The sequence below is a fragment of the Streptomyces sp. NPDC021562 genome, from assembly GCF_040640875.1.
Classification (GTDB): Bacteria; Actinomycetota; Actinomycetes; order Streptomycetales; family Streptomycetaceae; genus Streptomyces.
This window is the reverse complement of the sequence record NZ_JBFACN010000018.1, coordinates 48,481-75,449: the sequence shown is the minus strand read 5'-3', so window position 1 is coordinate 75,449 and position 26,969 is coordinate 48,481. Positions and strand designations below refer to the sequence as shown.

Here is a 26,969-nt window from a genome sequence, read left to right as displayed (position 1 = left end):
CCCATGACTCCGCGGCGTCCGCCGCGGCCCCCTCCGGCACCGACCGCCTCCGACGAGGCAGAACAGGATCCATCATGCGCAAAATGACCCTCGCCCTCACCACCCTGGCCGTCGCGGCCGTCGGCTTCGCCCTCCCGGTGAACGCGCAGGCCTCCGCCGGCTGCAACGCGGCCTGGCCGGGCCGCGACGGCAACGTGCGTGCCTGGCGGGACTGGGACTGCGCGGGCGGCCTGCTCGGCGTCAGCGCGGGCAACGACGCCAGCTGGGCCGACAACGCCGGCGGTTTCCAGAACGTCGGCAACGTCGCCTCCTCCGTGATGAACAGCGGTTACGTCGGCGGCAAGGACGTCGTGGCCTTCTACTACTACGCCAACTACTCGGGCGGCTACGGCTGCCTGAAGCCGGGCGAGCTCTACGTGGACGACCTCACCCGGGACCACTTCACCGACGGCAACTCCATGAACGACAACATCATGTCCCACCAGTGGGTGACGGAGAGCGCCTGCGCCGCGGGCTCCTTCATCAGCTGACCCCGCGTCGGAACCGGTCCCGGCCGTCCCCGGCCGGGACCGGTTCCGACGTCTTACCCGTTCCCCACCCCACGTACCGCCGACCTTCACATCCGCGCCACCGGACCCTTCCCTGACGTTCGCTGCCCTTGGAACACTCGCACCCGCACACATCCGCCCTGTTCCGGCCGTCCCGTACGTCAGGATGAGAGGTCGCCCACCCATGACCGAACCAAATCGGCGCCGATTCCTTCAACTCGCGGGCGCCACCGCGGCGTTCACCGCGCTGTCCAGCAGCATCCAGCGGGCCGCCGCGCTGCCCGCGAACCATCGCACCGGGTCGATCCAGGATGTCGAGCACATCGTCGTCCTGATGCAGGAGAACCGTTCGTTCGACCACTACTTCGGCACCCTCAGAGGTGTCCGCGGCTTCGGCGACCCGCGTCCGGTCACCCAGAACGGCAGGTCGGTGTGGCACCAGTCGAACGGCACCAAGGACATCCTGCCGTTCCACCCGGACGCCGACGACCTGGGCCTGGCCTTCATCCAGGACCTCCCGCACGGCTGGAGCGACACGCACACCGCGGTCGACAACGGTAAGTACGACAAGTGGGTGCCGGCCAAGGGCTCCACGACCATGGCGTACCTGAACCGGGACGACATACCGTTCCACTACGCGCTCGCCGACGCGTTCACCGTCTGCGACGCCTACCACTGCTCGTTCATGGGCTCGACCGACCCCAACCGCTACTACATGTGGACGGGTCACACGGGCAACGACGGGCAGGGCGGCGGCCCGGTCCTCGGCAACGACGAGGCCGGCTACAGCTGGACCACGTACCCCGAGCGCCTGGAGAAGGCGGGCGTCTCCTGGAAGATCTACCAGGACGTCGGCGACGGCCTGGACGCGAAGGGCGGCTGGGGCTGGATCCAGGACGCCTACCGGGGCAACTACGGCGACAACTCGCTGCTCTACTTCAAGCAGTACCAGAACGCCCAGCCCGGCGACCCGCTGTACGACAAGGCCCGCACCGGCACCGACGCCACCAAGGGCGAAGGCTTCTTCGACCTGCTCAAGGCCGACGTCAAGGCCGGCCGGCTGCCGCAGATCTCCTGGGTGGTCGCGCCCGAGGCGTTCACCGAGCACCCCAACTGGCCCGCCAACTACGGCGCCTGGTACGTCTCCCAGGTCCTCGACGCGCTCACCGCGGACCCCGAGGTGTGGGCGAAAACGGCCGTGTTCATCACGTACGACGAGAACGACGGCTTCTTCGACCACCTGATCCCGCCCTTCCCGCCGGCCTCCGCCGCCCAGGGCAAGTCCACCGTCGACCCGGCCCTGGACCTCTTCAAGGGCGACGCGAGCCACGCCGCCGGCGCCTACGGCCTCGGCCAGCGCGTCCCGATGCTCGTCGTCTCCCCGTGGAGCAAGGGCGGGTTTGTCTGCTCCGAGACGCTCGACCACACCTCGATCATCCGGTTCATGGAGGCCCGGTACGGCGTCCACGAGCCGAACATCTCGCCCTGGCGGCGCGCGATCACCGGCGACCTGACCGCCGCGTTCGACTTCTCCCGCAAGGACACCAAGCCGGTCACGCTGCCGGCCACCGACGGCTACCGGCCGCCGGACGGCAACCGTCACCCCGACTACGTGCCCACCCCGCCCGCCACCCCCTCGCTGCCCAGGCAGGAGCGCGGTTCGCGGCCCACCCGGCCGCTCAGGTACGCCCCGGTGGTGGACGGCGCGCTGGACGCGGCGGCCGGGAAGTTCACGCTCACCTTCGCGTCGGGCGCCGACGCCGGCGCCGCCTTCCTGGTCACCTCCGACAACCGTGCCGACGGGCCCTGGAGCTACACCACCGAGGCCGGCAAGTCCGTCTCCGACACCTGGAACTCGGCGTACTCGGGCGGCTCGTACGACCTGACCGTGCACGGCCCGAACGGCTTCCTGCGCAGCTTCCGTGGGCCGGGGAAGGTGGCGGGTCCCGAGGTGACCGCGCGGCCGCACGGCGACGACATCGAGCTGACCCTCACCAACAAGGGGTCCGGGACCGTACGGCTGACGCTGACCGACGGGTACGGGGGCAGGCCGTGCACGGTCACGGTGCGCGCGGGGGCGACCGTGCGGCACGTCGTGGGCCTCGCGCACAGCCACCGCTGGTACGACGTGACCGTCACCTCCGACGCCGACCGGACGTTCCTGCGGCGCTTCGCCGGACACGTCGAGAACGGGAAGCCTGGTGTGAGCGACCCCGCGATCATCACGGAGTGACCGGGGGTGAGCCGGATACGGCCGACGTCCGTGGAAGGTGACGGGCGTCGGCCGCGGCGTCACGCCCTCCGTGGGTGCGGGAGCGTTGCCGCTCAGAGGGCCGTGAGGTGCCCCGGCTCCGATTTCTGCTCGGGAATCCGGGGGAGCAGGGCCTGTTCCGCAGCTCTCCTCGCCTCCTCCAGAGCCAGGACCGCCGCCACCGGGTGCGGTTCGTCCGGATCGACGACCGGGCTCGCCGGTGTCACCCGGGTGAGCAGGACCACGCCCCAGGAGGCCAGGGCCGCGCCCGCCAGGGCCAGCAGGATGCCCGCCGCGCCGCCCCGCAGGCCCTGGCCCAGCAGGGTCAGGCCGATCACGGCCGCCGCCATCGGGTTGGACAGGGTGACCACCGCCAGGGGAGCGCCCAGGCCGCCCCGGTAGGCCGTCTGGGAAAGGAGCAGGCCGCCCACCGCGAACGCGGCCACCAGCACGGCCACCACGACCACCTCGGCGCTCAGCGGCGGGCCCGAGCGGTCCGTCGCCGCCACCGTCACCGTCTGGGTGAGGGCCGAGGCCACGCCCGAGGCGAGACCGGACGCGGTGGCGTGGCGCAGGCCGGGGCGGGTGCCGGGGCGGCACAGGACGCCGATCAGGGCGGCCGTCGTACCGGCCACCACGAGGGCCTCGACCAGCCCCAGCACCTGGTGGGGCGCGGGACCCGAGGCCGTGACGAGGAGGGCGCCGAGCCCCAGCAGGGTGAGGGCGGTACCCCGCCACTCGGTGGCGCTGACCCGGCGGCCGGCCGCCCGCGCCCCCATCGGCACGGCCGCGACCAGGGTCAGCGCGCCCAGCGGCTGTACGAGGGTGAGCGGGCCGTACTTGAGGGCGACGACGTGGAGCAGGGCGGCGCCCGCGTTCAGGCCGACCGCGGCCCACCAGGCGCCGGAGCCGAGCAGCCGCAGCAGGCCCGCTCCGGCGGTCTTCGCGGCGAGGCGCTCCTGGGCGACGGCGGCGGCCGCGTAGGCGACCGCCGAGACCAGGGAGAGAGCGACGGCGACGACGGCTGCGGTGCTCATCGGCCCGCTCCCGCCGGCACGGGCTCTTCGGGGACGAGGGTGCGGGTGCCGCGGCCGGCCGGGATCGCCGTGCGGTGCGGGCGGAGCGGGGCGGCGGTCCCCCCGGCCGACGTCCCGGGGCGGATCAGGGCGAGGGCCGCGCCGAGCATCGCGGTGGCGACGACCGAGTCCAGCCAGTAGTGGTTGGCGGTGCCCACGATCACGAGGAGGGTGATCGCCGGGTGCAGCAGCCACAGCCAGCGCCACCGGGACCCGGTCGCGACGATCAGGCCGATCGCCACCATCAGGGCCCAGCCGAAGTGCAGGGAGGGCATCGCCGCGAACTGGTTGGAGAGGTGGTCGCGGGCGGGCGGGCCGTACACGGAGGGGCCGTAGAGGCGGCCGGTGTCGACCAGACCGGTCGCGGCCAGCATCCGGGGCGGTGCCAGCGGGAACGTGAAGGGCAGCACCAGCGCGGCCGCGGTGACCGCGGCGAGGACCCGGCGGGCCCAGCGGTAGTGCGCGGGACGCCGCAGGTAGAGCCAGACCAGGAAGGCCAGGGTGGCCGGGAAGTGAACCGTCGCGTAGTAGGTGTTGGCGAGGCGGACGAGGGTGTCGCCGTGCAGCAGTGCGGACTGCACGCCGACCTCCGAGGGCAGGTGCAGCGTCCGTTCCAGGTCCCAGATCCGGTGGGCGTTGCGCAGCGCCTCGGCGGTGTGGCCGGTGGCCAGTTGCCGCCCGAACTTGTAGACGAGGAAGAGTCCCGCGACCAGTAGGAACTCACGGACGAGCGGCGGCCGGGCTGTCGCGCCCGGCTCCGGTTCCGCCCCCTTGGACTGGGATCTCATCCCAGGCCCCCTCACTGCCGATACTCATCGATACGAAAGCGTACCGATACGCCACTGTACCGATACGGCCGAGTACCGGTACAGTGGCGTATCGATAGACGTGGGCCACACTGGTTGTAGGTTTCGAGGGGCGAAGGAGAAGAGCGCATGACGTCGCAGGCCGCGGACGGACCGGACACGGTCGCCGCCTCGCGCCGCTCCAAGATCACGCCGGAGCGTGAGCGGGAGTTCTTCGACGCCGTGCTCGAACAGATCCGCGAGTGCGGCTACGACTCCGTGACCATGGAGGGCGTCGCCGCCAGCACCCGGTGCAGCAAGTCCACGCTCTACCGGCAGTGGAAGAACAAGCCGCTGTTCGTCGCGGCCGCGCTGCGTGCCAACCGCAAGGTGCGCTTCGTCGGGATCGACACCGGTACGCTCGCCGGCGACCTGCGTCAGGTCGCCGTCGCGGCGGGGGACTGGTCACGCAAGGACACCAAGCTGCTCCAGGCGCTCGGCCACGCGGTGACCTCCGACCCCGAGCTGGCCCTGGCGCTGCGCGAGGCGCTGGTCGACCCCGAGATGTGCGCCCTCGCGGACATCCTGCGGCGCGGTGTCGAGCGCGGCGAGGTGCCCGCCGGACATCCCGCCCTCGAGTACGTCCCCGCCATGATGTTCGGCGTCCTGCGCATCCGCCCGGTGCTGACCGGCGAGTACGCCGACGCCGACTACCTGCGGGGCTTCGTGGAGGCCGTGGTGCTGCCCGCACTCGGACTGACCTAGGACCCAGGCCGCCGTCCACGGGATGACTGGACGGTGACCTGTTCGCGCCGCACCGTGGGGACGGGGGCGGCGCGCACCCCCCGGCCGGGTGGGGTGCCCCTTTGAGCGGAGGGGCACCCCACCCGGCCGACCTCGTGCCGGCGGCGGGCGGGGGTCAGACGGTCTGGCCGCTGCCGCCGCCGGAGGACACCTTGATGCCCTGGGTGATCGAGTCGATCACCGACTCCTTCTGGCCGACGTCCACACCGAACCGGACCACGACGATCTGCCGGGCGTTCGCCGGCGAAGGGAAGGCCAGCGACTCGACGTACCCGTCGGGGCCCTTGCTGGTGACGACCTTCCAGCGCACCATGTAGCCCTTCTGCCCGGCCACCGTCACCGCCTTGGACGCCAGCACCTGGTGCGAGGTGATCGAGCCGTAGGTCTTGCCGCCGTACGACTCCTTGGCGCTGGCGGCGATGTCCGCCTTGGCGACGGCCTCGGCCGTGCTGCCCGAGGTGCCCAGCACCACGGCGGGCGCCGAGTAGGCACCCCCGGTGGTGCAGGTGTCGGAGGCGTCGCCGGGGCACTTGTAGGAGTCGTCGGAGGTGATCTGCGCACCGACCTGTCCGGCCTGCCCCGTCCAGCCGTCCGGAACCGGCAGGCTGATGGCGTTCACGGAGTCCGGCACCGTGCCGCCGCCCCGCACCTTCGGAGCCTCGGACTGGTTCGGCGAGGGCGACGCGCCGCCGTCCGGCCCGCCGGAGTCCCCCGAACCGCCCGATCCCGACCCGCCGCCCGACCCGCCGAACGGGAAGCCCTGCCCCCCGTTCTGCCCGTTCTGCCCCTCGGGACCGCCCTGGCCGAAACCTCCCGGGCCGCCGGACCCCTGCTGCGAGGCCTGGCCGCCGTTGTCACCGCCGCCGGTGGTCAGCGCGTAGGTGCCCACCCCGATGGCGACGAGCACCGCGGCCGCGATGCCGACGGCTATGCCGATTCGCAGCCAGTGCCTGCCCCCGGGCGGCGCGGCCGGATGGCCCGGGTACCCGGGGTGGGCCGCAGGGTACGCCGGATACACCCCGCCGGCCCCCGGGTACGTCCCACCGGCCCCCGGGTACGTCCCGTCGGCGACCGGGTTCGGACCGACGGCCGGCGGCTGCGGCGGGGGACCCCAGTCGGCGCCCGATCCGGCGGGGCGGGTCTGCTCCGTCCAGGCCTTGCCGTCCCACCAGCGTTCGGTGGCCGGACCGTCACTTGTCTGCCCGGGGTCGGGATACCACCCGGGAGGAGTCACCTGCGTCATGCTCCTACCGTATGAGGCGTCGGTGAAAGTCGGATGAGAGGATGCGCCGACTTTCGGAGCACTGCTTTCGCCTGGCTCACTCGATCCGCAGCCGCACCGGCGGACCCGCCGCCGGCGGCGGCAGCCGCAGGCCGTCCCGGCCCGGCGTCAGCGAGCCGAGGACGCTCGGGTGCCGGGCACCCGTGGCGCTCGGGGCGGTGCCCGGCAGACCGTACGCGGTGAGGAAGCCGAGGACCGCGAACGCGTACGCCTCCTTCGCCGCCGCGGGCAGCCCGAGTTCGTCGGAGACGCGGACCGGGACCCCCGGCAGCAGGCCGCGGAGCGTGTCGAGGAGCACCGGGTTGCGGGTGCCGCCGCCCGACGCGATCACCTCCGTGGCCCCGGCGCTGCGCACGGCGTCCGCCACCGTGCGGGCCGTCAGCAGGGTGAGCGTGGCCAGCGCGTCCTCGGCAGACATCCCCTCGGGCGCCCGCCAGTACCCCGCGTGGAACAGCTCCTTGCCGGTCGTCTTCGGCGCGGGCAGCGCGTAGTACGGCTCCGCCAGCAGCTCTTCGAGCAGCCCCGGGTCCGGCCGGCCGCGGGCCGCCAGGGCGCCGTCCGCGTCGAACCGCAGCCGCCCGCCCGTGAACTCCCGGGCCGCCGCGTCCAGCAGCGCGCACCCCGGCCCGGTGTCGAAGGCCGTGCCGTCCGGTGCGGTGAGGTTGGCGATCCCGCCGAGGTTCAGCGCCACCGGCGTACCCGGCCGACCCCGCAGCCACAGCAGGTCCACGAGGCTCACCAGCGGCGCGCCCTGACCCCCCGCCGCCACGTCCCGCGGCCTCAGGTCGGCGACCACCGGCAGCCCCGTCGCCTCCGCGATCCAGGCCGGCTGCCCGAGCTGCAACGTGCCGCGCACCCGGCCGCCCTCCACCCAGTGGAAGACCGTCTGCCCGTGCGAGGCCACCAGCTCGGCCCGCCCCCCGCACAGTTCACGGTCGGCCCGGACGGCCGCCGCCGCGAACGCCTGCCCGATCCGGGTGTCCAGCAGACACACCCGCGCCAGCGGTACGGCGGCCGGAGGCAGCGCTCCCGCCAGGGCCTCGCACAGCTCGTCGTCGTACGGTGTGCTCACCATCCCCAGCGGCTTCAGCAGCAGCGTGCCGTCCGCCAGCCGCAGTTCGGCCGCCGCCGCGTCCACCGCGTCGTACGACGTCCCGGACATCAGACCGATCACCAGCACCGCCTCAACCCGCCTTCCGCTTCGGCCCCGCGAGGAGCGCCAGGACGCTGACCGCGCAGGCCGCCGCCGCGTAGTAACCGGGGACGTCCGGATCGCCGGTGCGCCTGACCGCCTCCGTGATGATGAGCCCCGCACAGCCCGAGAACACGGCATTGGACAGGGCGTAGGCGAGTCCCAGCCCCGTGCACCGGGTCCGCGCCGGGAACATCTCGGCCAGCAGCGCGGGCCCCGGCCCTGCCATCAGCCCCACCAGCGCGCCCGCACCGCACAGGGCCGCGCCCTGCACCGCCCGCGGCGTACCCGGGTCCTGAAGCAGGCCGAGCAGCGGCAACGCCAGCAGCACCACCAGCCCGGCGCCCGCCAGCATCACCGGCCGCCGCCCCACCCGGTCGCTGAGCAGCCCCGCCGGGAGGATCGCCGCCGCGAAACCCACATTTGCCAGGGCGGTGGCCAGGAGCGCCGCCCGGTAACCGGTGTGCAGGGTGGTCTGGAGGTACGACGGCAGGACGACCAGGAACGTGTACCCGGCCGCCGACCAGCCCGTCACCCGGCCGACGGCGAGCGCGACCGCCCCCGCGGAGACCCGCACGTCCGCCGCGGCCGGCTGCCGGAACTCCGGCGTCTCGTCCAGCCCCACCCGCAACCACAACGCCAGCCCGCCCAGGGGCAGCGCCAGCAGGAACGGCAGCCGCCAGCCCCACGACGCGAACTCGTCCGCCGTCAGCCGGCCGGACAGCCCGACCGCGACACCCACCCCACCGAGCAGCCCCAGCGCCACGGTGAACGACTGCCACGCCCCGTACAGCCCCCGCCGCCCGGGCGGCGCGTACTCCGTCAGCATCGCCACCGCGCCACCGAACTCGCCCCCCGCCGACAGGCCCTGAACCGCCCTCAGGAGCGTCAGCAGCCAGGGCGCGAGCGCACCCGCCCGGGCAGAGGTCGGGAGCAGCCCGATCAGCGCCGTCGCACCCGTCATGAGCGCCACCACGAGAATCAGCACGGGCCGCCGCCCGAGCCGGTCGGCCAGGCGGCCGAACAGGGCCGCGCCCAGCGGACGGAAGAAGAACGCCAGCCCGAAGGAGGCGTAGGTGCGCACCAGGCCCTCGGCCGCGCTCCCGCCCTGCGGGGTGAAGAACTGCTCGGCGACCGTCGTCGCGACATAGCCGTAGACACCGAACTCGTACCACTCGATGAAGTTGCCGGCCGAGCCCGCGGCCAGCGCCCGGAGGGGCCGGTTCCGCCCGGTCGCCGCACGATCCTCACGATCTTCATGAACCAGGTTCATTTCCCTGCCCGTTGACGGTCCGTTCGCTGCGCGGCGGCAGGTCGGGGCCGACCCGCGTCGCCCGCCGGCCCGCTGTCACCCGTCACGGCAACAGCTGTCCGGACCCGCCTCCGGCCAGCCAACAGGACGGCTACGCTCGTGGTCTGTACGTCGTTCGGGCGACTTGGGGAGGTAGCGGGATGACGGAGGAACAGCCCCCGGGGTGTGCCACGGCGCCCCTCTGGGAGCGTGACGAGGAGCTCGCCGCCATCACCGAGGCACTCGACGTGCTGGGTTCCGACGCCTCCTCCTGCGGCAATCTGCTGGTCCTGCGCGGCGACGCCGGGCTCGGCAAGACCGCGCTGCTGACCGAGACCCGCCGGATGGCGGAGCGCCGCGGCTGGACCGTCTGGTCCACCCGCGGCGTCGAGACCCTGCGCAGCGTCCCCTTCCACGTGGTGCGGCAGCTGCTCCAGCCCGCCCTGGTCTCGCTGCTGCCGGAGGAGGCCCGGGAGTACCTCGGCGACTGGTACGACATCGCCGGGCCCGCCCTCGGCATCACGGACCCCGGCGACCGCCAGGCCGATCCGCAGGGTGTCCGCGACGGCCTCGTCGCGGCCGTCCGCAGGCTCGCCCGACGCGACTGGCCGCTGGTCCTGCTGATCGACGACGCGCACTGGGCCGACCAGGAGACCCTGGCCTGGCTCGCCGCCTTCGTCGAACGTCTCGACGACCTCTCCGTCCTGGTCCTGGTCGCCCGCAGGCCCGGCGAGGTCAGCGGCGACAGCGCCCGCCTCCTCGACGCCGTGGCCGCCGCCGGCCGGCCGCTGCGCAACCTCACCGCCCTCACCCCGGACGCGGTCGCCGGCCTCACCCGTGCCACCCTCGGTGCCCACGCCGACGCCCCGTTCTGCCGCGAGGTCTGGGCCGTCACCGGCGGCAACCCCTACGAGACCGTCGAACTCCTCGCCAAGGTCCAGGACAGCGAGGTCGAACCCGTCGAGGCGAGGGCCGGTGAACTGCGCGCCCTGAACCGCTCCGCCCGCGGCGGGGGACTCGTCACCCGCCTGGAAGGCCTCGGCGTCGACGCCACCCGGTTCGCCTGGGCCGCCGCCATCCTCGGCACCGGCATCTCCGTCGACCTCGTCGCCCAGCTCGCCAGCATGACCGTCGACGACGCCGCACGCTGCGCCGAACTGCTGCGCACCGCGCGTATCCTCACCGAGCCGGACCCGGCCGGTTCCCGGTCCGGCGCCGGTGACCTGGAGTTCGTCCACCCGCTGATCGCCACCGCCGTCTACAACTCCATCCCGGCCGCGATGTGCACCGCCATGCACGGCATCGCCGCCCAGATCGTCCTGGACGACGGCCGGGGCATCGCCGAGGCCTCCCGCCACCTGCTCAAGGTGCACCCGGACGACGACGAGGAACTCGTCGAGCAGCTGCGGGACGCGGCCAAGGAACACCTCGCCGTCGGCGCCCCGGACGCGGCCCGCCGCTGCCTCGAACGGGCCCTGCGCGAACCACCCCTGCCCGAGGTCCACGCGCGCGTGCTCTACGAACTGGGCTGCGCCACCCTGCTCACCAAGCCGGTCGTCACCATCGGCCACCTGCGGAGCGCACTCGGCATGTCCGGCCTCGCCGGCGCCGAACGCGTCGACGCCGTCTTCCGCCTCTCCCAGGCCCTCCTCCACAACGACCAGCTGGAGGAGGCCGTCCGCACGGTCGAGGCGGAGGCCGCCCGGCAGGAGGAGGGGCCCGCCCGGCTGCGGCTGCAGGCGGTCCAGTTCATGTGGGAGGGCATCGCGGGCGAAGCCGTCTTCCCGCGCCGTTCCGAACGTCTCGCCGCACTCGCGGACACCTGCACCGGCCGCGACAACTCCGAGCGCGCCCTGCTCATGCTGCGCGGCTTCGACCTGCTCATCCAGGGCGAGAGCGCCGAGGAGGTCGTCGAACTGTGCGACCGTTCCCTCGTCAACGGCCGGCTCGCCCCCGGGCTCGGCTGGACGGACACCGAGTGGGGCATCGAGCTCCTGCTGATGCTCGCCGGCTCCTACGCCTACACCGACCGCCTCGACCGCGCGGAGGCCCTGTACAACGAGGCACTGCGCGCCTACGAGACGGCCGGCTGGAGCGGCGGCCACCTCGCCCTCGCCCATGCCTACGTCGGCCTCGGCCACCGCAGGCGCGGCCGGCTGCGGGACGCGGAGACCTCCCTGCGGGAGTCCCTGCGGATCGCCGAGCGGGTCGGCCGGGGTCTGCCCCTGTACTGGACCGCCACCTGCAACCTCGTCGACACGCTGCTGGCCCGCGGCCATGTCGAGCAGGCCTGGGAGACCGCCGAGCAGTACGGCTTCGCACCGCCCTACCCCTCCACCATCGTGATGCCGGACCCCCGGTCGGTACGCGGCCGGCTGCTGCTCGCCGTCGGACGCAGGGAGGAGGCCGTCAACGAACTGGAGGCGGCGGAGAAGGCGGCCGCCGCCCGCGGCCACTTCAACCCCGTGGTCGTGCCGTGGGCGCTCGACCTCGCCCGGGCGCTCGCGAGCGAGGACCCGGTACGCGCGGCCCGGCTGGCCTCCGACGCCCGGCGCCAGGCGGAGCGGTTCGGCACCGACACGGCGATCGGCGAGGCCCTGCGGTGCGCCGCCGCGCTGGAGACCGGGCAGCGGCAGGTACGGCTCGCGTCCCAGGCGGTGGCCTACCTGGAGGCCTCGCCCTGCCAGTACGAGCACGCGGTGGCGCGGGTGGAGTACGGGATCGCCGCGCGGTCGGTGGCCGAACTGAACCGCGGGCTCGCGCTGGCCCGGTCCTGCGGGGCGGACGGGCTGGTCGCACAGGCCAGGGAGGTGCTGGACACGGGGCGGGGACTGCGCTGACGGGGGCGGGCCGGCGACGCGGCCCCGCCCGGCGGGGTCACCCCTCGTCCTCCGCCAGCACCCGCTGGGCCGCCGCGAACGCCGAGTTCGCCGCCGGGACGCCGCAGTAGACGGCCGTCTGGAGGAGCACCGCGCCGATCTCCTCCGGGGTGAGCCCGTTGCGCCGGGCCGCCCGTACGTGCATCGCCAGCTCCTCGTAGTGGCCGTGGGCCACCAGCGCGGTGAGGGTGATCATGCTGCGCTCGCGGCGGGAGAGGGTCGGGTCGGTCCAGATCTCGCCCCACGCGTAGCGCGAGATGAAGTCCTGGAAGCGGGCCGTGAACGGCGTCTGGCGAGCCTGTGCCCGGTCCACGTGCGCATCGCCCAGCACCTCCCGGCGTACCGCCATGCCACGCCGCGCGCCCCCGTCCAGATGGGCGCGCAGGGCGGTGAGGACGGCTTCGGGGCACTGCGCGGGCGCCAGATGGGCCGCCCCGGGCAGTTCGACGAGGGTGGCCGCCGGTGCCGCGTCCGCGATCTCCCGCAGGTGCGAGGGCGGGGTCGCCACGTCCTGCCGGCCCGCGATCAGCAGGGTGCCCACGGAGATCTCGCCGAGCCGGTCGCGCAGGTCGAAGGCGGCCAGCGCGTCGCAGCAGGCGGCATAGGCCTCCGGGTCGGCCGTCCGCTGGTCCGCCACCAGCCGGGGCACGGTGAAGCCCGGCGTGAACCAGCGGGAGGGGGCGTTCTCCGCCAGCCACGCCACGCCCTCCCGGCGTACCCGCTCGGCGCGTTCCTCCCAGGGACCGGACCCGCCGAAGTGGGCCGAGGTGCAGATCGCGGCCAGGCTCTCCAGCCGCTCGGGGTGGTGGACGGCCAGGTGCAGGCCCACCGCACCGCCCAGCGACACCCCGGCGTACGCGAACCGCTCGATGCCGAGCGAGTCGGCGAGCGCGAGCACCAGGCCGGCGAGGTCGGCCACGGTCGCCCCCGCTCCGATCAGGCCGGGCGCCGAACCGCCGTGCCCGGGCAGATCCCAGCGGACCACCCGGTGACCGGTCGACAACTCGGGCGCCACGTCGTCCCACAGGGCGTACGAGGTGCCCAGCGACGGCCCGAGGAGCAGCGGGGGCGCCGAAGCGGCGCCTTCGACCAGGTGGTTGAGCAGTCTCTCGGTCAACGTCGCTCCAGAGCACGGTCGGTGAGGACACCGGCGGCACCGGTGTAGTGGGCGGGGTCGGTGAGGTCGTCCAGGTCGAGCCCCTGCAACTCCTTCTCCCCGGCGAGGAGTTCACGCAGCGTTCGGTGTTCGGCGTGGGTGCGGCGGGCGAGTTCGGTCAGCAGTTCCTTCGCCCGGGCCCGGCCCAGCACGGGGGCCAGCTCGGCGGACAGCCGCTCCGAGACGATCAGCCCCTCGGTGAGCCCGAGGTGTGCGCGCATCGCCTCCGGACGCACCCGCAGCCCCTCCGTCAGCTCCGCCGTGTCCCGCGCGGCGCCCCCCACCGTCCGCAGCAGGTCCCGCAGCGGCTCCCACTCCGCGTGCCACGCGCCGGCCGGCCGCTCGTCCTCCGCGGCCAGGGAGCCGTACAGGACGGCCGCCAGCTGCGGGGCCCGCCGGGCGGCCGCCGCGACCAGCGTGGAGCGCACCGGGTTCGCCTTGTGCGGCATCGCCGACGAACCGCCGCCGCTGCCCTCGGCGACCTCGCCGATCTCGGTCCGGGACAGCGTCAGGACATCCACGGCGATCTTCCCGAGCGCCCCGGCCGTGAAGGCCAGGCACCCGGCGAGGTCGGCGACCGGGGTGCGCAGGGTGTGCCAGGGCAGGAGCGGCGCGGCGAGCGCGAGTTCCCGGGCGTAGGCCTCGGGCAGCACCGTGGGGTCGGCGACGCCGTACGCCCCGAACGCCGCCAGTGTCCCGGCCGCGCCCGCGAGCTGGACGGGCAGCGACGCACGCACCCGTGCCGTGCGGTCCCGGGCGTCGAGCACCAGCGAACGCCAGCCGGCCGCCTTCAGCCCGAACGTGGTCGGTACGGCGTGCTGGGTGAGCGTGCGGCCCGGCATCGGGGTGTCCCGGTGCTCGGCGGCCGTCCTCCCCAGGGCCGCCGCAGCGCGGCCGAGGTCGACCAGCACCAGGTCCAGGGTGCGGGCGGCGACCAGCATGGTCGCGGTGTCCATGATGTCCTGGCTGGTGGCACCCCGGTGGACGTACGGCCCGTACTCCGCGCCGACCGCCTTCGTCAGGTCGGCGACCAGCGGGATGACCGGGTTGCCGCCCGCCCGGGCGCGCTCCGCGAGGGCGCCGACGTCGAAGCGCGCCGGGTCGGCCGCCTCGGTCACCGCCGCCGCGGCCCCGGCCGGGGCCATCCCGACGGCCGCCTGGGCACGGGTGAGCGCCGCCTCCGCGTCCAGCAGCGCCCGCAGATAGGCACCGTCACCGGTCGCGGACGCGGCGGCGGAGCCGTACCACCCGGGGCCGAGCAGCCCCGTGTCGGCGCCGCCGTTCGTCGCTGCTGTCACTGGAACTCCAGGAAGACCGTCTCGCCCTCGCCCTGAAGGCGGATGTCGAAACGGTAGATCCCCTGGCCCTCCTCGGCGGCGATCAGCGTGCCGCGCCGATCGCCCACCCGGGTGAGCAGCGGGTCGGCGGCGAGTGCCGCGTCGTCGCCGGGCAGGTAGATCCGGGTGAACAGGTGCACCAGCAGCCCGCGCGCGAACACGCAGGCACTGAGGTAGGGGGCGCTGCCGCCGCGCGCACCGGGACGCAGCGTCCGCGCGTACCAGTGACCGTCGGCGTCGGTCTGGATCCGGCCCCAGCCGGTGAACTCCACGCCGTTGCGGCCGAGATGGCCACCGCTCGCCGGGTCGCGCCGCATCGAGCCGTCGGTGGTGGACACGTTCCCTTCCGGGTCGGCGCCCCACAGTTCCACGAAGGCGTCCGGCAGCGGGGCGCCCTCGCCGTCGAGGACGTACCCGTGGACGGTGACCGTGTCCGGGTGACCCAGGGGTGCGATGTCCTCGCCGCCGCGGAACGGCAGGGCGTAGCCGTAGAACGGGCCGACCGTGTGCGACGGGGTCGGCAGCACGTGCTCGGGGCTGCTCGCGTCGATCTTCGTCATGGCAGGTCAGCGCCCTTCTTCGAGCCAGGTGGCGTGCGGGCCGTCCAGCACGATGTCCCAGTGGTACCCCATCGAGAACTCCGGCACGGACAGGCTGTGGTCGTAGGTCGCGACCAGTCGCTGCCGGGCCGCGTCGTCCGTCACCGACTGGATGATCGGGTCGTACGGGAACAGCGGATCGCCGGGGAAGTACATCTGCGTCACCAGCCGCTGGGTGAACGCCGAGCCGAACATCGAGAAGTGGATGTGCGCCGGTCGCCAGGCGTTGAGGTGGTTGCGCCAGGGGTAGGGGCCCGGCCGGACGGTGGTGAAGCGGTAGCCGCCGTCGGCGTCCGTGAGGGTACGGCCGACACCCGTGAAGTTGGGGTCCAGCGGGGCGTCGTGCTGCTCCCGCTGGTGGGCGTACCGGCCGGCCGCGTTGGCCTGCCAGATCTCGATGAGCTGCCCCCGCACCGGCCGCCCGGTGCGGTCCAGCAGCCGCCCGGAGACCGTGATCCGCTCCCCGACGGGCTCGCCGTGGTGCTGCCGGGTCAGGTCGTTGTCGATCTCGGTGAGGTCGCGCTCACCGAAAGCGGGGGAGTGCAGCTCCACCAGCTCCGGGTCCTTGCTGGTGTCGATGGCGACCAGCGGCTGCTTCGGATGCCGGAGCAGGGAGGACCGGTAGGGGGCGTAGTCCCGTCGGGGGTGGTGCTCGACGGGGGCGCCCCCGGCCACGCGCTTCTCGTAGGCGGCGTGTTCGGCGGCGATCTCGCGGTCGATGTCGGCTTGGGTGAGTGTCATGAGCCGTGTCTCTCGATTAATCAGGGCACTGAGCATTTCGGCGAGCTGTTCCTCACGCTGCCACCGGGGCGGCTGCCCGTCAAGGCCGAGTATCGTTCAGTGCACCAACCAACTCGGAGCAGGGAGCGCATATGGCCGCGGTGGACCTCACCACCCACCCCGGGCACCTGGCCCGGCGCCTGCAGCAGGCCCATTACCTGCTGTGGAACACGATGGTCTCGGAGGAGATCACCTCGCCGCAGTTCGCCGTCCTGAACGCGCTGGTCGCCGAGCCGGGGCTGGACCAGCGGACGGTGGGGGAGAGGGTGGGCCTGGACCGGTCGACCATCGCCGAGGTCGTCAGCCGGCTGACCCGGCGCGGGCTGCTCGACAAGGTGCGCGACCCGCAGGACGGCCGCCGCTTCCTGCTGCGCCTCACCGACGCCGGGCTGCGCACCCACCGCAAGCTCGTCGTGCGCACCGGCCGGATGAACCAGGTCTTCCTGGCTCCGCTGTCGGCCGCGGAACAGACCCAGTTCTTCGAGCTCATCCGCCGCGTCGCGGACGCGGCGGAGGGGCTGCGCCGTCCCGGGGAGCCGCCGGCCGGCCAGGGCTGACGCCGCTGCCGGCCCTCGCCGCGGCCGGGGGCGGTTCGGGCGGGAGCGCTCGGGTACCCGGCCGACGCCGTGAAGTCGAGCGCGTGGCCGCCACCGGCGCACGCGGCAGAGGGAGCGCGAGCCATGAAGGCAGTCACCTGGCAGGGGCGGCGGGACGTACGGGTGGAGGAGGTGCCCGATCCCCGGATCGAGGAGCCCACGGACGCCGTCATCCGCATCACCTCGTCCGGCCTGTGCGGCTCGGACCTGCACCTGTACGAGGTGCTCACCCCGTTCATGACCCCGGGCGACATCCTCGGCCACGAACCCATGGGGATCGTGGAGGAGACCGGCTCCGAGGTGCCCAACCTGAGCCGGGGCGACCGGGTCGTGGTGCCCTTCCAGATCGCCTGCGGTCACTGTTACATGTGTTCGTCCGGCCTGATGACCCAGTGCGAGGTCACCCAGGTCACCGGCGAGGGCATGGGCGCCGCCCTGTTCGGCTACACCCGCCTCTACGGCGCCGTACCCGGCGCCCAGGCCGAGTACCTGCGCGTCCCGCAGGCCCACTACGGCCCCATCAAGGTGCCCGAGGGGCCGCCCGACGACCGCTTCGTCTACCTCTCCGACGTGCTCCCCACCGCCTGGCAGGCCGTCGAGTACGCCGCCGTACCGCCCGGCGGCACCGTCGCCGTCCTCGGCCTCGGCCCGATCGGCGACATGTCCTGCCGGATCGCCAAGGCGCGCGGAGCCGAGCGGGTGTTCGGTATCGACCTGGTGCCGGAACGGCTGGCGCGGGCCGGCCGCCGGGGCGTCGAGACGTACGACCTTCGGGTGTTCGACGACGAGAAGGAACTGGTGCGGGCGATCCGGGACGTGACCGACGGCCGGGGTCCGGACGCCGTGATCGACGCCGTCGGGACCGAGGCGCACGGCAGCGCCGCCGCCAAGCTGGCCCAGACCGCGACCGGGCTGCTGCCCCGCAAGATCGCGGGACCGCTCGCGGAGCGCTTCGCCGTCGACCGGCTCGGCGCCCTCCACATGGCGATCGACCTGGTCCGCCGCGGCGGCACGATCTCCCTCAGCGGGGTGTACGGCGGGACGGCCGACCCGCTGCCGCTGCTCACCCTCTTCGACAAGCAGATCCAGCTGCGCATGGGCCAGGCCAACGTCCGGCGCTGGACCGACCGGATCATGCCGTACCTGACCGACGAGGACCCGCTCGGCGTGGCGGACTTCGCCACCCACCGGCTGCCGCTGTCCGAGGCACCGCACGCCTACGAGATGTTCCAGCGCAAGCAGGACGGCGCGGTCAAGATCCTCTTCAAGCCGTAGCCGTAGCCGTAGCCGTAGCTGCGGCCGTAGCCGCGGCTCATGACCCCAGGATCTCCGCGAGGTCGTACCGCACCGGCTCCTCCAGCTGGGCGTAGGTGCAGGTGTCCGGTGCCCGGTCCGGGCGCCAGCGGCGGAACCGGGCCGTGTGCCGGAAGCGGGCCCCGTTCTCCATGTGGTCGTACGCCACCTCCGCCACCCGCTCGGGCCGCAGCGGGATCCAGGACAGGTCCTTCCTGCCGGACCAGCGGCTCGGCGCCCCCGGCAGCCGGGCCGACTCGTGCGCCGCCTCCTCGGCCCAGGCGGCCCACGGGTGCCCGGAGACGTCGGCCATGCGCAGCGGCTCCAGCTCCTCGATCAGCTCGGCCCGCCGCTTCATCGGGAACGCGGCCGACACCCCCACGTGCTGCAGCGCGCCCCGGTCGTCGTACAGGCCGAGCAGCAGCGAGCCGACCACCGGGCCGCTCTTGTGGAGCCGGTAGCCCGCCACCACCACGTCGGCGGTCCGCTCGTGCTTGACCTTGAACATGGCACGCTCGTCCTGGCGGTACCGCAGGCCGAGCGGCTTCGCGATGACCCCGTCGAGTCCGGCCCCCTCGTACTGCTCGAACCACTGCCGGGCCACCTCGACGTCGGTCGTCGCCGGGGCCAGGTGCACGGGCGGCGTCACCCCGGACAGCGCCCGGGTGAGCAGGGCGCGGCGGTCGGTCAGCGGGACGTCCAGGAGGGACTCGTCGGCCAGCGCCAGCAGGTCGAAGGCGACGAAGGAGGCGGGCGTCCGCTCCGCCAGCGTGCGCACCCGGGAGTCCGCCGGATGGATCCGCTCGGTCAGCGCGTCGAAGTCCAGCCGGCCCTCCCGCGCGATCACGATCTCCCCGTCCAGCACGCAGCGCTCCGGCACACGCTCCGTCAGCGCCGCCACCAGCTCCGGGAAATACCTGGTCAACGGCTTCCCGGTGCGGCTGCCGAGCTCCACCTCCGGGCCGTCCCGGAACACGATCGCGCGGAAGCCGTCCCACTTCGCCTCGTACTGCATGTCCGGTGGGATCCTCGCCACCGGCTTGGCGAGCATCGGCTTCACGGGCGGCATCACCGGCAGATCCATGCGTTCGACTCTACGAGCGCTCCCCGCGCCCCGCTCGTCGCGCGGCGCTGGCCGATGTGCGGGGCGGGGACGGTGCGCCTACCGTGGCCGCATGGCCGATGCGGTGGAACTGGAGGTGGCCGGGCGGACGGTACGGCTGTCCAGCCCGGACAAGGTGTTCTTCCCGGAACGCGGTTTCACCAAGCTGGACGTCGCCCGCTACTACGCGGCCGTGGGCCCCGGCATCCTGCGCGCGCTGCGCGACCGCCCCACCACCCTCCAGCGTTACCCGGACGGCGTCGAGGGCGAGTGGTTCTACCAGAAGCGGGCGCCCAAGGGCATGCCCGGCTGGATCCCCACCGCCCACATCACCTTCCCCAGCGGCCGCTCCGCCGACGAGATGTGCCCCACCGAAGAGGCCGCCGTGGTGTGGGCGGCGCAGTACGGCACCGTCACCTTCCACCCGTGGCCGGTGCGCCGCACGGACGTCGACCGCCCCGACGAACTCCGCATCGACCTCGATCCGCAGCCCGGCACCGACTTCGCCGACGCCGTCCGCGCCGCCCACGAACTGCGCGCCGTCCTCGACGAGTTCGGCGGACTGCGGGGCTGGCCCAAGACCTCCGGCGGTCGCGGGCTGCACGTCTTCGTGCCCATCGAACCGCGCTGGACCTTCACCCAGGTCCGGCGCGCCGCGATCGCGGTCGGCCGCGAACTCGAACGCCGGATGCCGGACCGGGTGACCATCAAGTGGTGGAAGGAGGAACGCGGCGAGCGGATCTTCGTCGACTACAACCAGACCGCCCGCGACCGCACCATCGCCTCCGCCTACTCCCTGCGGCCCCACCCGGACGCCCCCGTCTCCGCGCCGCTGCGCTGGGTCGAGGTCGACGACGTCCGCCCGGAGGACTTCGACCTGGTCACCATGCCGGCGCGGTTCGCCGAGGTGGGCGACGTGCACGCCGACATGGACGACCACGCCTTCTCCCTCGACCCGCTCCTGGAACTCGCCCGCCGTGACGAACACGACCACGGCCTCGGCGACCTGCCGTACCCGCCCGAGTACCCGAAGATGCCGGGCGAGCCGAAGCGCGTCCAGCCGAGCCGGGCCCGGCCCGGACAGTCCTCCTGACGCGCCGGCCGTCCTGGGCCCCGTCCACGCTCGCTGACCTCCTGTCACCCGGGGCTATGCTGATCGGCAGCCGCCGACGAGGAGGGCCGAGGTGTCCGAGGCAGTGTCGCGCCCCACCCTGGAGGCCGTGGCCGCGCGGGCCGGGGTGTCCCGGGCGACCGCCTCCCGGGTCGTCAACGGCGGCGACGGCGTGCGTGAGCCCCTCGTGGCGCGGGTCCGGCAGGCGGTCGAGGAACTCGGCTACGTCCCCAACCAGGCGGCCCGCTCCCTGGTGACCAGACGGCACGACGCCGTCGCCGTCGTGATCGCCGAACCCGAGACCCGGATCTTCACCGACCCCTTCTTCGCCCTCCAGTTGCGCGGCATCAGCAAGGAACTGACCGCCCACGACAACCAACTGGTGCTGCTGCTCACCGAGGGACGGGACGACCACGCGCGGGTCGCCCGCTACCTCGCCGGCGGCCACGTCGACGGCGCACTCGTCTTCTCGCTGCACCTCGACGACCCGCTGCCCGGCCTGATCGAGGGCGCCAAGGTCCCCACCGTGTTCGGCGGGCGGCCCGGCTGGAGCGACGGCTCGAACGACGTCGTGTACGTCGACTCCGACAACCGGGGCGGCGCCCGGGACGCCGTACGCCATCTCGCGGGACTCGGCCGGACCCGGATCGCGCACATCACCGGGCCCCTGGACCAGACCTCCGCGGCCGACCGCCTCGACGGCTACCGGGACGTCATGGGGCAGGCCGACCCGCGGCTGGTCGTGACCAGCGACTTCACCCCGGCCGGCGGAGAGCGCGCCATGGCCGAACTCCTCGACCGCTGCCCGGACGTCGACGCCGTGTTCGCCGCCAACGACCTGACCGCGCTCGGCGTCCTGCGCGTGCTGCGCGAGCGCGGCCGCCGGGTGCCCGAGGACGTGGCCGTGATCGGATTCGACGACCTCCTGCCCGTGACCGAGCAGGACGGACCGTCGCTGACGACGGTCCGTCAGGACATCGAGGAGATGGGCCGGCTGATGGCCCGGCTGCTGCTGCGCGGCCTGCACCGCAGCGAGCCGGCGGACAAGCCGTCCAGTGTCATCCTGCCCACGACACTGGTACGGCGCGCTTCCGCCTAGCCTGCTTCCGACGGCCCCGCCGGGCTCAGCCCTGCTGCGGTCGGCTGTTGATCACCGCGAACCGGGCGCCGTACGGGTCGGCCAGCTTGGCCATCCGGCCCACCCCCTCCAGCGTGGTGGCCGGCATCCGTACCCTGCCGCCCGTCTGCTGCGCCTTCTCGACCACGGCGTCCGGGTCCTCCACCTCGAAGTACGGCAGCCAGTACGCGCCCACCTGCGCCTCGGCCGGATCCTCGGCCAGCGGCACCATCCCGCCGAACATCGACCCCTCGTCGCCGCCCGCCGGATTGACACAGGTGTAGGTCCCGCCGGGGAACGGCGCCGCGGAGGTCTCCAGACCCAGCACCTTGGAGTAGAAGGCGGCGGCCGCCGCGATGTCCGCGGTGTACAGCTCGACCCAGCACAGCGAACCCGGTTCGCCCGCCACGTCGACACCCTTCCGCGACGCGGGCTGCCAGATGCCGAAGGGCACGCCCGCCTGGTCGGACAGGAGCCCCACCCGGCCCTGGTCCAGCACGTCCGTCGGCTGGAGGAGGACACCGCCGTGCGCCTGCTCGGCGGTCTTTGCGGTCGCCTGCGCGTCGGCGCTCTGGAAGTACACCGTCCAGGCCGGCGGGCCCTGCTCCGGTGCGGTCCCCACACCGCCGGCCACGATCCGGCCGTCGAGCTGGAAGAACCCGTAACCGCCGGCGTCGGGCCCCGCCGACTGGAACCGCCAGCCGAAGAGACCGCTGTAGAAGGAGACGGCGCCGTCGATCTCGGGCGTGCCGAGGTCGATCCAGTTGGGAGCGCCGTCGACGAAACGGGTGGTGAGCATCATCGCCCTCCTCATAAGGGTCCCGTTCTCTGCTCCACCGAGTCTTCCACCGCCCACTGACAATCAGGGCCGGACCACGCCCACCGAACCGGATCCGTGCCGCGCGCCGCCGTGCACGGGCGTGGCACGTGGGCGCATCATCGACACCGATGCGGTGGGCCGGACCCGCGTTGAGCGGGCGTTGATCGAACGTTTTTCACCGCACGGCACGATCCTGGCCATGCACTTCGACACCATGACCACGCCCCGTACGCCCGTCCCGGCCTGGCAGGCGCAGGCGCTGTGCGCGCAGACCGGGGGCGACTTCTTCTTCCCCGAGCCCGGCAGCTCGGTGCGCGAGGCGAAGCGCATCTGCGGTATGTGCGAGATGCGTTCCGCCTGCCTGGAGTACGCGCTGGACAACGACGAACGCTTCGGTGTCTGGGGCGGGCTCTCCGAGAAGGAGCGCCTGCGACTGCGCCGGGCGTCCCGCTGAACCGGACGCCGCGCCAGGTGCCCCCGCCCGCCGTCCCGGGGGGTCAGGCGCCGGCGCGGGCCGCCATCCGGGCCTTGCGAGCGGCCAGCTTCTCGTCGAACTTGAGGGCTTCCGCGTTCAGCCCGCCCATGAACAGGCCGAGTTCCTCCTGCGCCTGCAGGCCCTCGGGGCCGAGCCCGTCGATCTCCAGGACCTTCAGGTGGCGCAGCACCGGCTGGAGCACGTCGTCGTGGTGGATGCGCATGTTGTAGACCTCGCCGATCGCCATCTGCGCGGCGGCGCGCTCGAAGCCCGGGATGCCGTGGCCGGGCATCCGGAAGTTGACCACGACGTCCCGCACCGCCTGCATGGTCAGGTCGGGGGCCAGTTCGAACGCGGACTTCAGGAGGTTGCGGTAGAAGACCATGTGCAGGTTCTCGTCGGTCGCGATGCGGGCCAGCATGCGGTCGCAGACCGGATCACCGGACTGGTGGCCGGTGTTGCGGTGCGAGATACGGGTCGCGAGCTCCTGGAACGCCACATAGGCGACCGAGTGCAGCATCGAGTGGCTGTTGTCCGACTCGAAGCCCTCGCTCATGTGCGACATCCGGAACGCCTCCAGCTTGTCCGGGTCGACCGCGCGCGAGGCGAGCAGGTAGTCACGCATGACGATCCCGTGCCGGCCCTCCTCGGCGGTCCAGCGGTGCACCCAGGTGCCCCAGGCGCCGTCCCGGCCGAACAGCGAGGCGATCTCGTGGTGGTAGCTGGGCAGGTTGTCCTCGGTGAGCAGGTTCACCACCAGGGCGATCCGGCCGATCTCGGTGACCTTGGACTGCTCCTTCTCCCAGGCCTGCCCGTCCTCGAAGAAGCCGGGGAAGTTACGGGCGTCGGTCCAGGGCACGTACTCGTGGGGCATCCAGTCCTTGGCGACCTTCAGATGGCGGTTCAGTTCCTTCTCGACCACTTCCTCCAGGGCGTACAGCAGTCGCGCGTCGGTCCAGGCGGACGAGCTGCCGAGGTGGGGAGAAGTGATCGTCACGAGAACTCCAGGGGGACGCCGAACAAGGGGGAAAGAACGCGAAAGAACCGGCGAGCGGGGCCGGGAACCTACGAGATCGTAGGCTACGAATCCGTAGGTTACGAAGCCGTAGGTTAAGTGCGCTGTAAAGATCGCTGATCAGGTGCTGTGCGCGCGGCGAATCGGGACATGTCAACCGGCCCCGGCATCCGCAGGTCCCAGGGCCGGAGAGGTGAATCGATCGCCCGTCAGACGTACAGCTCCCGCAGGCGGACCGAGAGGCACGTCACACATCCTTCCAGCTTCTCGAACTCGGAGATGTCCACCGTGACGACGTCGTGGCCGAGATCGGTCAGCAACTCCGCGGTCTTCGGGGCGCTCGCCGACATCAGCAGCTTGCCGCCGCCGAGCAGCACCACGTGGGCGCCCGCGTCCTCGGGCACCGCCAGGAAGCCCGGGAACAGCGACGGCCGGTCCACGTTCGGGATGTGCCCGAGAATCGTCCCGTCGGGGAGCGCGGTCACCGCCGACTTCAGGTGCAGCACCTTGCTCACCGGTACCGCCACCACCCGGGCACCCAGCGGTTCGAAGGCGGCCCGCAGCTGCTGCACCCCGGCCGCGTTGGTCCGCCCGCCGCGGCCGACGTAGACGGTGTCGCCGACCTTGAGGACGTCACCGCCGTCCAGAGTGCCCGGCTCCCACACCCAGTTGACCGAGCAGCCGAGGCGGGCCACCGCCTCCTCGACGCCCGCGGTCTCGGCCCGCCGGGACTCGGCGCCGGGCCGGGTGATCAGGGCCACGTTCCGGAACATGACGACGGTGTCCTCGACGAAGACCGAGTCCGGGCAGTCGTCCTCCGGGTCCACCTCGATGGTCTCCCAGCCGTGCGCGCGCAGGGTCTCCACGTACGCCTCCCACTGCTCCCGGGCGAGCCCGGCGTCGACCTTCTCCCGCTCGATGTGCGTCACCAGGCCTTCGGCGAGATGCGGGCTGGGGCGGCGGACGAGGGCCTTCTTGCTGGGCACGTCGGGTCTCCGGGGTCGGGGGGCGCGGTCCGGCACCCGTCGTGGGGGTGCCGGACCGCCATCATGCAGGGCGCGCCCGTGTCGACAAAACCCCTGCCGTCAGGCTGTGCCCTCGCCGAGACGTGCCACCTCCTCCGGCGTGGTGGCCGTCAGCCCGCCGTCCGCCATCAGCAGCCAGCGGGTGATCCCGATCGACTCCAGGAACGGCACGTCGTGACTGGCCACGACCAGGGCGCCCTGGTAGGACTCCAGGGCCGTGGTCAGCTGCCGGACGCTGGCCATGTCGAGGTTGTTCGTCGGCTCGTCCAGCATCAGCAGCTGCGGGGCGGGTTCGGCCAGCAGCAGCGCGGCCAGGGCGGCCCGGAAGCGTTCGCCGCCGGAGAGCGTGGCCGCCTTCTGATCGGCGCGGGCGCCCCGGAACAGGAAGCGCGCCAGGCGCGCCCGGATCCGGTTGTTGGTGGCGCCCGGCGCGAACCGGGCCACGTTCTCCACGACGCTCGCCCCGTCGTCGAGGATGTCGAGGCGCTGGGGCAGGAAGCGCAGCGGCACATGGGTGTGCGCCTCGCCCGCGACCGGCGCCAGTTCCCCGGCGATCGTGCGCAGCAGCGTCGTCTTGCCCGCGCCGTTGCGCCCGATCAGCGCGATCCGCTCGGGGCCGCGCAGATCCAGGATCCCCTCGACCCGCGCACCGTGGGCCAGCTCCAGGTTCTCCAGGGTGAGCACGTTGCGGCCCGGCGGCACGGCCGTGTGGGGCAGTTCGACGCGGATCTCGTCGTCGTCCCGTACCGCCTCCACCGCCTCGTCGAGCCGTTCCCTCGCCTCGGCGAGCCGCTCCTCGTGCATGATGCGGTGTTTGCCGGCCGACTCCTGCGCGGCCCGCTTGCGCGCCCCCATGACGATCTTGGGCTCGCGTTTCTGCTCGTACATCTTCTGCCCGTAGCGCTTGCGGCGGGCCAGTTTGACCTGGGCGTCGGAGAGTTCCCGCCGCTGCTTGCGGACGTCGGCCTCCGCGACCCGCACCATGCGCTCGGCCGCCTCCTGTTCGGCGGCGAGAGCCTCCTCGTACGCCGAGAAGTTGCCGCCGTACCAGGTGACCTCCCCGGCGTGCAGGTCGGCGATCTGGTCGACCAGGTCGAGGAGTTCGCGGTCGTGACTGACCACGATCAGCACGCCGGGCCAGGAGCTGACGGCCGTGTACAGGCGCTTGCGCGCGTACAGGTCGAGGTTGTTGGTGGGCTCGTCGAGCAGCAGCACGTCCGGACGGCGCAGCAGCAGCGCGGCCAGCCGCAGCAGCACCGACTCGCCGCCGGACACCTCGCCGACGGTCCGGTCCAGGCCGATGTGACCGAGCCCCAGTTCGCCGAGGGTGGCCAGGGCGCGCTCCTCGACGTCCCAGTCGTCGCCGAGGGTCTCGAAGTGCTCCTCGGACGCGTCACCCGCCTCGATGGCGCCGAGCGCGGCCCGGCGGGCGGCGATGCCGAGCACCTCGTCGACCCGCAGCGCGGTGTCCAGCGTGACGTTCTGCGGGAGGCAGCCGACCTCGCCGGCCACCTTCACGGTGCCGTCGGACGGGGTGAGCTCGCCGGCGACGAGCTTCAGAAGGGTTGATTTGCCTGATCCGTTGACGCCGACCAGGCCGGTGCGGCCGGGTCCGAAGGCGACGTCCAGGCCCTCGAAGACGGCGGAGCCGTCGGGCCAGGAGAAGGACAGGGCGGTACAGGTGACGGAAGCAGACATGGGGCGCCTCGCGGTTGCTTGTGGTGTCGGGGGCAATCGCGTGTCGAGACACCGCGGGGCAGCAGCCGGGGGGCGGGGAAGGGTCCCGCGCCGGAGGACGGCTCGTACGCCGAGGTCGAACGCCACAGACACACCTCGCGGGTGTGACGCGGTGTCTCAGGACCTCAGACGAGCAACGTCCTTCTCCAATCGACGGCAACAGGACGTGGAACAGGTTAGGGGGACGCCGGAAGGGGCGTCAAAGGAATTAACGCGGTCCAGGCGGCGCAGGCCCGGTGGTGGTTCAGCAGGCGTCCCGCATCAGTTCGGCGAGGTCGTGGTCCAGGTCCAGCTGGAGGTGTTCGAGACCGGCCGGCACCAGCTCCCCGGTGGCCTCCAGGAACCGGGTGATCTCGCTCGTGCGCACGTGGACCACGGCGGTGCCCTCGGGGGCGTGGAACTCCAGCACCGTCCGGTCGTACCCGTACGGCCGCACCCGCACGTCCCCGTCGCCCTCCGGGGCGTGCAGCCCGGCCGCGAGCAGCTCGCGGGAGAACGTCCAGCAGACGTCGACGCCCTCCAGGGTGGCCGGCGCCGGGAAGGTCATGCGGACGGCGAACGGGTCCTCACGGTCGTAGTGCAGCGTGGCGGGAATGCTCGGCATGCGCGGCGCCGCGGCGACAAGACGGGCCTCTACGGGCTGCTCGATGACGATGGACAACGCCTTGCTCCCTCATGACGGCTGAACGAATATCCGG

The 26,969-nt window shown here is 73.0% G+C and carries 24 protein-coding genes; 9 read left to right on the top strand and 15 right to left on the bottom strand.

Annotated features, from left to right (window positions below; genetic code table 11):
* The first annotated feature begins 74 nt into the window (after nucleotides 1-74).
* Nucleotides 75-530 carry a hypothetical protein gene (locus AB0G52_RS26815; protein ID WP_132887230.1) on the top strand — a complete coding sequence of 152 codons (456 nt, stop codon included), beginning with the start codon at nucleotides 75-77 and terminating at the stop codon, nucleotides 528-530.
* A gap of 202 nt (nucleotides 531-732) precedes the next feature.
* Nucleotides 733-2,781, top strand: coding sequence for a phosphocholine-specific phospholipase C (locus AB0G52_RS26810; RefSeq protein WP_361339354.1), 2,049 nt, complete (start codon nucleotides 733-735; stop codon nucleotides 2,779-2,781).
* 92 nt (nucleotides 2,782-2,873) lie between these two features.
* Here AB0G52_RS26810 and AB0G52_RS26805 read toward each other — a convergent pair whose 3' ends face one another.
* The gene (locus tag AB0G52_RS26805; protein WP_132887232.1) at nucleotides 2,874-3,836 is read right to left on the bottom strand and encodes a hypothetical protein; all 963 of its coding nucleotides are present in this window, start codon (nucleotides 3,834-3,836) and stop codon (nucleotides 2,874-2,876) included.
* Nucleotides 3,833-4,663: a phosphatase PAP2 family protein gene (locus tag AB0G52_RS26800; RefSeq protein WP_132887233.1), complete on the bottom strand. Its 831-nt coding sequence runs from the start codon at nucleotides 4,661-4,663 to the stop codon at nucleotides 3,833-3,835. The genes AB0G52_RS26805 and AB0G52_RS26800 overlap by 4 nt, the downstream gene beginning before the upstream one ends.
* Before the next feature lie 147 nt (nucleotides 4,664-4,810).
* Between AB0G52_RS26800 and AB0G52_RS26795 the strand changes: the two genes are divergently transcribed.
* Nucleotides 4,811-5,425, top strand: a complete 615-nt coding sequence (locus AB0G52_RS26795) for a TetR/AcrR family transcriptional regulator (protein ID WP_132887234.1) — start codon at nucleotides 4,811-4,813, stop codon at nucleotides 5,423-5,425.
* Between the two features lie 154 nt (nucleotides 5,426-5,579).
* Here the strand turns inward: AB0G52_RS26795 and AB0G52_RS26790 are convergent, their stop codons facing one another.
* The 3 genes from AB0G52_RS26790 to AB0G52_RS26780 form a co-directional block, all read right to left on the bottom strand.
* Nucleotides 5,580-6,707: a DUF2510 domain-containing protein gene (locus AB0G52_RS26790; RefSeq protein ID WP_361339349.1), complete on the bottom strand. Its 1,128-nt coding sequence runs from the start codon at nucleotides 6,705-6,707 to the stop codon at nucleotides 5,580-5,582.
* Nucleotides 6,708-6,783: 76 nt separating this feature from the next.
* Nucleotides 6,784-7,926: an anhydro-N-acetylmuramic acid kinase gene (locus AB0G52_RS26785; protein WP_361339346.1), complete on the bottom strand. Its 1,143-nt coding sequence runs from the start codon at nucleotides 7,924-7,926 to the stop codon at nucleotides 6,784-6,786.
* A gap of 4 nt (nucleotides 7,927-7,930) precedes the next feature.
* Complete coding sequence (locus tag AB0G52_RS26780) at nucleotides 7,931-9,211, bottom strand: MFS transporter (RefSeq protein ID WP_361339343.1); 1,281 nt, start codon at nucleotides 9,209-9,211, stop codon at nucleotides 7,931-7,933.
* A gap of 179 nt (nucleotides 9,212-9,390) precedes the next feature.
* On the opposite strand from AB0G52_RS26780, the gene AB0G52_RS26775 reads away from it, so the two are divergent.
* Nucleotides 9,391-12,069, top strand: a complete 2,679-nt coding sequence (locus tag AB0G52_RS26775) for an AAA family ATPase (RefSeq protein ID WP_361339340.1) — start codon at nucleotides 9,391-9,393, stop codon at nucleotides 12,067-12,069.
* Nucleotides 12,070-12,106: 37 nt separating this feature from the next.
* Here AB0G52_RS26775 and pcaD read toward each other — a convergent pair whose 3' ends face one another.
* Genes pcaD through pcaH form a run of 4 tightly spaced genes read right to left on the bottom strand, consistent with a single transcriptional unit; the run spans nucleotide 12,107 to nucleotide 15,941 of the window.
* A complete protein-coding gene (gene pcaD / locus AB0G52_RS26770) occupies nucleotides 12,107-13,225 on the bottom strand; it encodes a 3-oxoadipate enol-lactonase (RefSeq protein WP_361339337.1) in 1,119 nt (372 codons plus the stop codon).
* On the bottom strand, nucleotides 13,222-14,562 hold the full coding sequence (pcaB, locus tag AB0G52_RS26765; RefSeq protein WP_361339334.1) for a 3-carboxy-cis,cis-muconate cycloisomerase: 1,341 nt from the start codon (nucleotides 14,560-14,562) through the stop codon (nucleotides 13,222-13,224). The genes pcaD and pcaB overlap by 4 nt, the downstream gene beginning before the upstream one ends.
* Complete coding sequence (gene pcaG, locus AB0G52_RS26760) at nucleotides 14,559-15,161, bottom strand: protocatechuate 3,4-dioxygenase subunit alpha (RefSeq protein WP_132887241.1); 603 nt, start codon at nucleotides 15,159-15,161, stop codon at nucleotides 14,559-14,561. Before pcaG ends, pcaB begins: the two co-directional genes overlap by 4 nt.
* Nucleotides 15,162-15,167: 6 nt before the next feature.
* The gene (gene pcaH, locus AB0G52_RS26755; RefSeq protein ID WP_132887242.1) at nucleotides 15,168-15,941 is read right to left on the bottom strand and encodes a protocatechuate 3,4-dioxygenase subunit beta; all 774 of its coding nucleotides are present in this window, start codon (nucleotides 15,939-15,941) and stop codon (nucleotides 15,168-15,170) included.
* A gap of 131 nt (nucleotides 15,942-16,072) precedes the next feature.
* Here pcaH and AB0G52_RS26750 point away from each other — a divergent pair, with 131 nt between their 5' ends.
* Together AB0G52_RS26750 and AB0G52_RS26745 are read left to right on the top strand one after the other, a co-directional pair.
* A complete protein-coding gene (locus AB0G52_RS26750; protein WP_132887243.1) occupies nucleotides 16,073-16,537 on the top strand; it encodes a MarR family transcriptional regulator in 465 nt (154 codons plus the stop codon).
* A 123-nt stretch (nucleotides 16,538-16,660) separates the two neighbouring features.
* Nucleotides 16,661-17,851: a zinc-dependent alcohol dehydrogenase gene (locus AB0G52_RS26745; RefSeq protein WP_132887244.1), complete on the top strand. Its 1,191-nt coding sequence runs from the start codon at nucleotides 16,661-16,663 to the stop codon at nucleotides 17,849-17,851.
* A gap of 37 nt (nucleotides 17,852-17,888) precedes the next feature.
* Here AB0G52_RS26745 and AB0G52_RS26740 read toward each other — a convergent pair whose 3' ends face one another.
* Nucleotides 17,889-18,953: an ATP-dependent DNA ligase gene (locus AB0G52_RS26740; RefSeq protein ID WP_361339329.1), complete on the bottom strand. Its 1,065-nt coding sequence runs from the start codon at nucleotides 18,951-18,953 to the stop codon at nucleotides 17,889-17,891.
* Between the two features lie 91 nt (nucleotides 18,954-19,044).
* Between AB0G52_RS26740 and ligD the strand changes: the two genes are divergently transcribed.
* Both ligD and AB0G52_RS26730 read left to right on the top strand, forming a co-directional pair.
* Nucleotides 19,045-20,064, top strand: coding sequence for a non-homologous end-joining DNA ligase (ligD, locus tag AB0G52_RS26735; RefSeq protein WP_207921642.1), 1,020 nt, complete (start codon nucleotides 19,045-19,047; stop codon nucleotides 20,062-20,064).
* A gap of 91 nt (nucleotides 20,065-20,155) precedes the next feature.
* Nucleotides 20,156-21,181, top strand: a complete 1,026-nt coding sequence (locus AB0G52_RS26730) for a LacI family DNA-binding transcriptional regulator (protein ID WP_361339325.1) — start codon at nucleotides 20,156-20,158, stop codon at nucleotides 21,179-21,181.
* Between the two features lie 25 nt (nucleotides 21,182-21,206).
* Here AB0G52_RS26730 and AB0G52_RS26725 read toward each other — a convergent pair whose 3' ends face one another.
* Nucleotides 21,207-21,998: a VOC family protein gene (locus AB0G52_RS26725; protein WP_132887672.1), complete on the bottom strand. Its 792-nt coding sequence runs from the start codon at nucleotides 21,996-21,998 to the stop codon at nucleotides 21,207-21,209.
* A 220-nt stretch (nucleotides 21,999-22,218) separates the two neighbouring features.
* Here AB0G52_RS26725 and AB0G52_RS26720 point away from each other — a divergent pair, with 220 nt between their 5' ends.
* The gene (locus AB0G52_RS26720) at nucleotides 22,219-22,473 is read left to right on the top strand and encodes a WhiB family transcriptional regulator (protein WP_207921643.1); all 255 of its coding nucleotides are present in this window, start codon (nucleotides 22,219-22,221) and stop codon (nucleotides 22,471-22,473) included.
* A gap of 43 nt (nucleotides 22,474-22,516) precedes the next feature.
* Here AB0G52_RS26720 and AB0G52_RS26715 read toward each other — a convergent pair whose 3' ends face one another.
* The 4 genes from AB0G52_RS26715 to AB0G52_RS26700 form a co-directional block, all read right to left on the bottom strand.
* A complete protein-coding gene (locus AB0G52_RS26715) occupies nucleotides 22,517-23,491 on the bottom strand; it encodes an acyl-ACP desaturase (protein WP_132887247.1) in 975 nt (324 codons plus the stop codon).
* A gap of 227 nt (nucleotides 23,492-23,718) precedes the next feature.
* Nucleotides 23,719-24,495, bottom strand: coding sequence for a dimethylargininase (gene ddaH / locus AB0G52_RS26710; RefSeq protein WP_132887248.1), 777 nt, complete (start codon nucleotides 24,493-24,495; stop codon nucleotides 23,719-23,721).
* Nucleotides 24,496-24,594: 99 nt separating this feature from the next.
* Complete coding sequence (locus AB0G52_RS26705; RefSeq protein WP_132887249.1) at nucleotides 24,595-26,232, bottom strand: ABC-F family ATP-binding cassette domain-containing protein; 1,638 nt, start codon at nucleotides 26,230-26,232, stop codon at nucleotides 24,595-24,597.
* A gap of 283 nt (nucleotides 26,233-26,515) precedes the next feature.
* Nucleotides 26,516-26,932 (bottom strand): SsgA family sporulation/cell division regulator, encoded by a 417-nt coding sequence (locus AB0G52_RS26700; RefSeq protein WP_132887250.1) that lies wholly within the window; start codon nucleotides 26,930-26,932, stop codon nucleotides 26,516-26,518.
* Between the last annotated feature and the right edge of the window lie 37 nt (nucleotides 26,933-26,969).

Bases quoted from the DNA above. Each gene is read 5' to 3' on its own strand.
- AB0G52_RS26815 (WP_132887230.1), top strand. From the start codon at position 75: ATGCGCAAAATGACCCTCGCCCTCACCACCCTGGCCGTCGCGGCCGTC.
- AB0G52_RS26810 (WP_361339354.1), top strand. From the start codon at position 733: ATGACCGAACCAAATCGGCGCCGATTCCTTCAACTCGCGGGCGCCACC.
- AB0G52_RS26805 (WP_132887232.1), bottom strand. From the start codon at position 3,836: ATGAGCACCGCAGCCGTCGTCGCCGTCGCTCTCTCCCTGGTCTCGGCG.
- AB0G52_RS26800 (WP_132887233.1), bottom strand. From the start codon at position 4,663: ATGAGATCCCAGTCCAAGGGGGCGGAACCGGAGCCGGGCGCGACAGCC.
- AB0G52_RS26795 (WP_132887234.1), top strand. From the start codon at position 4,811: ATGACGTCGCAGGCCGCGGACGGACCGGACACGGTCGCCGCCTCGCGC.
- AB0G52_RS26790 (WP_361339349.1), bottom strand. From the start codon at position 6,707: ATGACGCAGGTGACTCCTCCCGGGTGGTATCCCGACCCCGGGCAGACA.
- AB0G52_RS26780 (WP_361339343.1), bottom strand. From the start codon at position 9,211: ATGAACCTGGTTCATGAAGATCGTGAGGATCGTGCGGCGACCGGGCGG.
- AB0G52_RS26775 (WP_361339340.1), top strand. From the start codon at position 9,391: ATGACGGAGGAACAGCCCCCGGGGTGTGCCACGGCGCCCCTCTGGGAG.
- pcaG (WP_132887241.1), bottom strand. From the start codon at position 15,161: ATGACGAAGATCGACGCGAGCAGCCCCGAGCACGTGCTGCCGACCCCG.
- pcaH (WP_132887242.1), bottom strand. From the start codon at position 15,941: ATGACACTCACCCAAGCCGACATCGACCGCGAGATCGCCGCCGAACAC.
- AB0G52_RS26750 (WP_132887243.1), top strand. From the start codon at position 16,073: ATGGCCGCGGTGGACCTCACCACCCACCCCGGGCACCTGGCCCGGCGC.
- AB0G52_RS26745 (WP_132887244.1), top strand. From the start codon at position 16,661: ATGAAGGCAGTCACCTGGCAGGGGCGGCGGGACGTACGGGTGGAGGAG.
- AB0G52_RS26740 (WP_361339329.1), bottom strand. From the start codon at position 18,953: ATGGATCTGCCGGTGATGCCGCCCGTGAAGCCGATGCTCGCCAAGCCG.
- ligD (WP_207921642.1), top strand. From the start codon at position 19,045: ATGGCCGATGCGGTGGAACTGGAGGTGGCCGGGCGGACGGTACGGCTG.
- AB0G52_RS26725 (WP_132887672.1), bottom strand. From the start codon at position 21,998: ATGCTCACCACCCGTTTCGTCGACGGCGCTCCCAACTGGATCGACCTC.
- AB0G52_RS26720 (WP_207921643.1), top strand. From the start codon at position 22,219: ATGCACTTCGACACCATGACCACGCCCCGTACGCCCGTCCCGGCCTGG.
- AB0G52_RS26705 (WP_132887249.1), bottom strand. From the start codon at position 26,232: ATGTCTGCTTCCGTCACCTGTACCGCCCTGTCCTTCTCCTGGCCCGAC.